We start from the raw sequence: 4,772 nt of genomic DNA, 5'->3' as shown, positions 1-4,772 counted from the left end.
TTCGCACCGCACGCCGCAAAGAAGGATCAACTGAAACCACCGACACCCGGTTTCTGCACATCTTGACGCACACAACTTATATTCTTCGCGGCGGAATACAAATAGAATGAAACTGTGTGATCGTCGTCACCAGCGATAAAGATGACCTTCGTAAGTTGATTCAGACGGATCATAGCCGCAGTAGGTCTAGACGCTTGATAAACGAATATATGTAATTCGCCGCCCGTTAAAGTTAATCGCTCGTGCGCAATCGGGCGGTATGTTCCTTTTTGTGGTGCACCACCAGTGGATCGAATTCTGTCTAGTTCGATAGATAATGGCGTCCGCACGTCAAGCACGAAATCCGTTTGGGAACGCCAATCCTCGGGCATTGCAACAGTGCTCCCAATCGCTTTCCCGTCTGACCTGTCGGTATAATCGAAGGCGATGCAACACAAATCTCCACCGACTACAATCGCGTTCTCGACCTCGACATGTTCTAGGCCGTCAGGAACCGCAAAACTTGTGCTGAAATCGGGTCGCGAGATGAAGTCGCCACTTCCACCTCGGGCCTGAACCCCACAGGAATAACAATACAGATAAAAAACCAGTATATATACGATCAGTTCTCTCATTTCAACCCAGACTCGGCTTGTGTTCACGGTCCGACGTGACTTCATCGTTTAATTCCAATTAGGCATTCTTGAACCCTTGGGCATTAATATTCTCGCTCTTATCGCCCCAAAAAGAGAGCCGAACAGGAACTCTGATCGGTAATCACCCGCTTATTCTCCGCTATATCCCATACACCGGGATAGGAATCTTCAGCGCAAGTCATCTCACCGCTGGGTGCGACGTAACGACCGCTTGGAGATATAACTGAAGTTCCTGCGCCACCACTCCCCCCGAACGCATGCGTTCTTAACTCGTCTAACGACATACCCACCTTATAGGTGCCATTCAACGAGACCAGGTTTTTCGTGGAGCCAATGCGGGCAACAGTCGCCAACCATGAATAGGGTTGCACCGTCACGAAATCCAAAGCCACATAAATTCTTTTGGAAAGGTTGATATCAGACAGTACCCCAAGCTTACCGGAGATTTGGGAAACATGTATGACCCCAGCTGCCGGACATTTGTTAAGATCTTTTGCGTTTACATATCCTGCATTGGAGACGATGAGAGCCGACTTATCAAAGCTTTCTATTGCGTATAGAGCTTTAGCGTCGATTCTGCAGATCCGAGCATTTGAACCTTCGCGCGTTATTCTAATTGCCCCCGGAATCACCTCGTATTTAGTTTCAGCAAAAGACAGCGCAGAAAGAAAGCCCATGACAACGAGCAGCCCAGCCGACGTTAAGCACGTTTTAGTCACAGACGACTCCTTTTGCCAATCGGGTATATTCGAGTCTGCGCGCATCGTCGGTATAGCCGCCGTTTATTGCGTAGGTAACACTGCGGGAAACTCTCGTTTCCTTTTCCTTCTGCGTGTTACCGTTTGCGACGGTTGGAATATCATCGTCAATTATTCCAGTGACCCTCGCGCGCTCACAGACCAAGTAGAATCCTCCGCTATCGATACAGTTCTCAGGAAGGGCTATCCGATGCGGATCATCGATATTTGCCGGTCTTTTCTTCATGGCGCCGCGACTATGCTTTACAAAAGCCGGGTCAGACCACCAAGAAGCATCGAAGGAGAGTCGATCGATCCAGCCGCGAAAAACCCAGTAGGCAGCGTAATTACTCCGACCCGTTAGCTGTTTGAAACCGCGCCCCCGAAATTTTTGCGAATCACCTTTGTCACAGTGACCGTTTCTCCAGTCGTACGAACTTGCGATTCGCCCGCCATGGCTGTTGAACTTCTCCGATCGAAACCAGGGATCATCTTCTGCGTCCAACTGGCCGTACCAATGACCGAGGGAAGCTTCCGACAATTGAGATGCCGGATTCATAACCTTCCCTTGAACGACACCTGGGCCTACTACACCCGTCATACTCGTTTCCTGCATTGAAGTGAGCCAGCCACTCTCCACTGCACCTTGACCGAGGAAATGAGCGAGCCTCACTGGTGTGACAAGACCATACTTTCGAGTGGTAAGGTTAAGCGGGACCAAATTCCTTGAGCGTAGCTCGTCCGGGCCTGGGTTCGAGTTTCGGCTATAACGATCATTTGAGTAAATTTGCTTAAATTCAAGCAAACTCAGCCACCCGCACTTCCTAAAGTGCCGAATAAACGCAAGCGGATGAAAATACCAAAGCTGCTGCCCCGGAGCGAGGCCGGTTTTGTCCCAGAACTGAAACGACTTCAGCCGATTTAAAAACGACGCATAACCGGCCTCGTCCCCATGGTAGAACTCGTCTTCGTCCTTCAGCTTGAGATAGCGAGTCTCGTTCTGCGAACTGTCCCATTCGCTCGGCGCTTCACAGACAAACCCATGCAACTGCTCGCGCACCGCGTCATTCGATTTGACATACTGCGCAAGCTCATCCTCTTTTTTGTACTCCTGCTTCAACGCCGGATCCTCCGGCGTCTGGTGATCCTTTGATGTCATACTAAGTCACGATATGTGCGTTAGCCATGTCATAAGCACGACCGGCTGTTCAATGCCTTGTTCGTGGTGGCTTAGTTCTGCAGAGCTTCGGCACATTATTTTTATAGTACGTGCTAATGAGCGTACGGTTCAGACGGTCGACTCGTAGATTCACAAACTCGTCTGCGCATCGGGGGCGCAGTTCCACGAACTCACGTTGCGTTGTCGAGTATAGGAATACCCTTGATATCGTGCTTGTCCCCATTCCCTCGTCAAAATACCAAATGGAGAACCCCTTATTCCCGTCAAATCCATAATCGGATATAACGATATGCGGTACGCTTTCGGTGTCGAGGTCAATGTCTTGCGTCTTTTTCACCGCACCGGAACCAACTTCAACGTGAACGGACCGACCGTTAATCCGAACAGATGTCGCCACTGTTTTCGTCGCGCTGAACGTTACGGATTGACCCGAAGCAAATGCCAACGCAAACGAAATCAAGAAGGCAACAAAAGTGGCGACTCTAATTAATTTCATATCAATCGCCGCAGCGGGAGAGATCGGGCCTGATCGTCGCACGACGGGCAGGAGAAATTAATTCCGGAAAATAGTCTGGCATTGCGTCCCACAGTTCGTTCATTATAAAAACAGTATAGGCCTGCCTTTCGTTATAGCCATTGAATCCACCATTGACCAATCGGTTAATTAATCCGACATTATCAGCAGAATACTGCTTGTCGGCTACTCGATTAATGTTTATTCCCAAAGAATAAGGTTTGGAAACCCAATAGAATCCGCCAGAATCACATGCCAGTGAAGGTTCTTCAGCCACGCGATCAGGATCGAAACGAGGGGACCAACGCATCAACGTTCCACCATTTCTGGGATTGAATGTGTAGTGTTCCGATGTCTCAGTAATACGTGCATCGGTGTTTGGCATACGCTCGACGTAGGTATCGCTGTGTTCAGCCAACGCCCGGAACTTTCCATACTCGGCAAAATTCCCCGCCCAGGTCAGTTGCATAGTGCCACGCCCGTAAAACGGCCCATAGAATTTGGTCGCAGGATTTGCAGCCGAAAATTTTCCAAAACCCCATTCGTGCATCAGACGTCTCGTCCCGCCCAAGTCTCGCCACTGGGCTGTCTCAAGAAGTATCTGGGCTAGGAATATTGCGATTCTACGAGCGTCCGAACCGAAATACTTTTGGATCGTCTGATTTAGCGGGACCACGTAATTGCGAATACGCGCTTTTGCCAGACCTTTTGTAAGCATGTAAGTACTATTATTCATGGTTATTGCGGAGATCGGCGATCCACCGTTCGAATAGTAAAGGTAGCGCGGAAACGTACCGGCAAGCTCACTGTGACTCAGCCACCCGCACTTCCTAAAGTGCCGAATAAACGCAAGCGGATGAAAATACCAAAGCTGCTGCCCCGGGGCGAGGCCGGTTTTGTCCCAGAACTGAAACGACTTCAGACGCTTCGTGAACGCCGCGTAGCCCGCCTCGTCCCCGTGATAGAACTCGCCTTCGTTCTTGAGCTTGCTGTACCGAGCTTCATTCTGCGAGCTGTCCCATTCGCTCGGCGCTTCGCAAATAAACCCGCGCAACTGCTCGCGCACCGAGTCATTCGATTTGACGTACTGCGCAAGCACGTCCTCTTCCTTGTTCTCCTGCCGCAGCGCTGCTTCCTCGGGTGTCTGATGGTCATTTACATCTTTTAGGAGCTTTTTAAGCGCATCGATATCGCACAAGCCGTCGGCGCTGAACGGCGTATTGCCCTCCACGATTTTCTGCCAACCCATGAAGGTCGAGAAATCCGCGTCCGACAACTTCACGATTGACTCATCACTCATGTCGATGTAGCCCTCCTGCCCAGCCGCGAACGTCACGCGCATCCAGGTGGCGCGCGCCGCAGGCGTAGCGAGCGTCACGGGCGTCGAAAGAATTCGCCCGAAGCGCAACAACTCGTATCCGTCGCTCGCGCATGTCGAGTACAACGCGGTAGCACGCTTGTACAGGTCGTACTCATAGTCGTCCTCCTTCACGGGCGTGGGCGTGAGCAAAGTCCGCTTACCGTCGCTCGCCACCGCCCACGCATTCGTGTACTTACTGCCTTTGTGGAAGAAAACTTCCACGAACAACTGCACGGCGTTCTGCCCTGCCTGCAATGTGCTGAAGCGGATGCCCTTGAACTTGCCATCCGGTCCAGCGCCATCCGGTAATCTCAGGAACGATTTGCCGGCAGGAATCATGAAATAA

4 protein-coding genes are annotated in these 4,772 nt (G+C 51.0%); all 4 read right to left on the bottom strand.

Annotated elements, in window-relative coordinates; all coding sequences use genetic code 11:
• Nucleotides 1-26 precede the first annotated feature (26 nt).
• The gene (locus AWB72_RS28795) at nt 27-614 is read right to left on the bottom strand and encodes a hypothetical protein (protein ID WP_143754730.1); all 588 of its coding nucleotides are present in this window, start codon (nt 612-614) and stop codon (nt 27-29) included.
• Nucleotides 615-712: 98 nt separating this feature from the next.
• Nucleotides 713-1,312, bottom strand: coding sequence for a hypothetical protein (locus AWB72_RS28790; RefSeq protein WP_159459427.1), 600 nt, complete (start codon nt 1,310-1,312; stop codon nt 713-715).
• Nucleotides 1,313-1,346: 34 nt separating this feature from the next.
• Complete coding sequence (locus AWB72_RS28225) at nt 1,347-2,531, bottom strand: hypothetical protein (RefSeq protein ID WP_052449773.1); 1,185 nt, start codon at nt 2,529-2,531, stop codon at nt 1,347-1,349.
• Between the two features lie 518 nt (nt 2,532-3,049).
• Nucleotides 3,050-4,772 (bottom strand): lysozyme family protein (locus AWB72_RS29055; protein ID WP_040049558.1); only part of this gene is annotated, 1,723 nt, incomplete at its 5' end.

This window comes from Caballeronia concitans, assembly GCF_001544615.1.
Lineage (GTDB): Bacteria > Pseudomonadota > Gammaproteobacteria > Burkholderiales > Burkholderiaceae > Caballeronia > Caballeronia concitans.
This window is presented reverse-complemented; position numbering and strand designations above follow the sequence as displayed.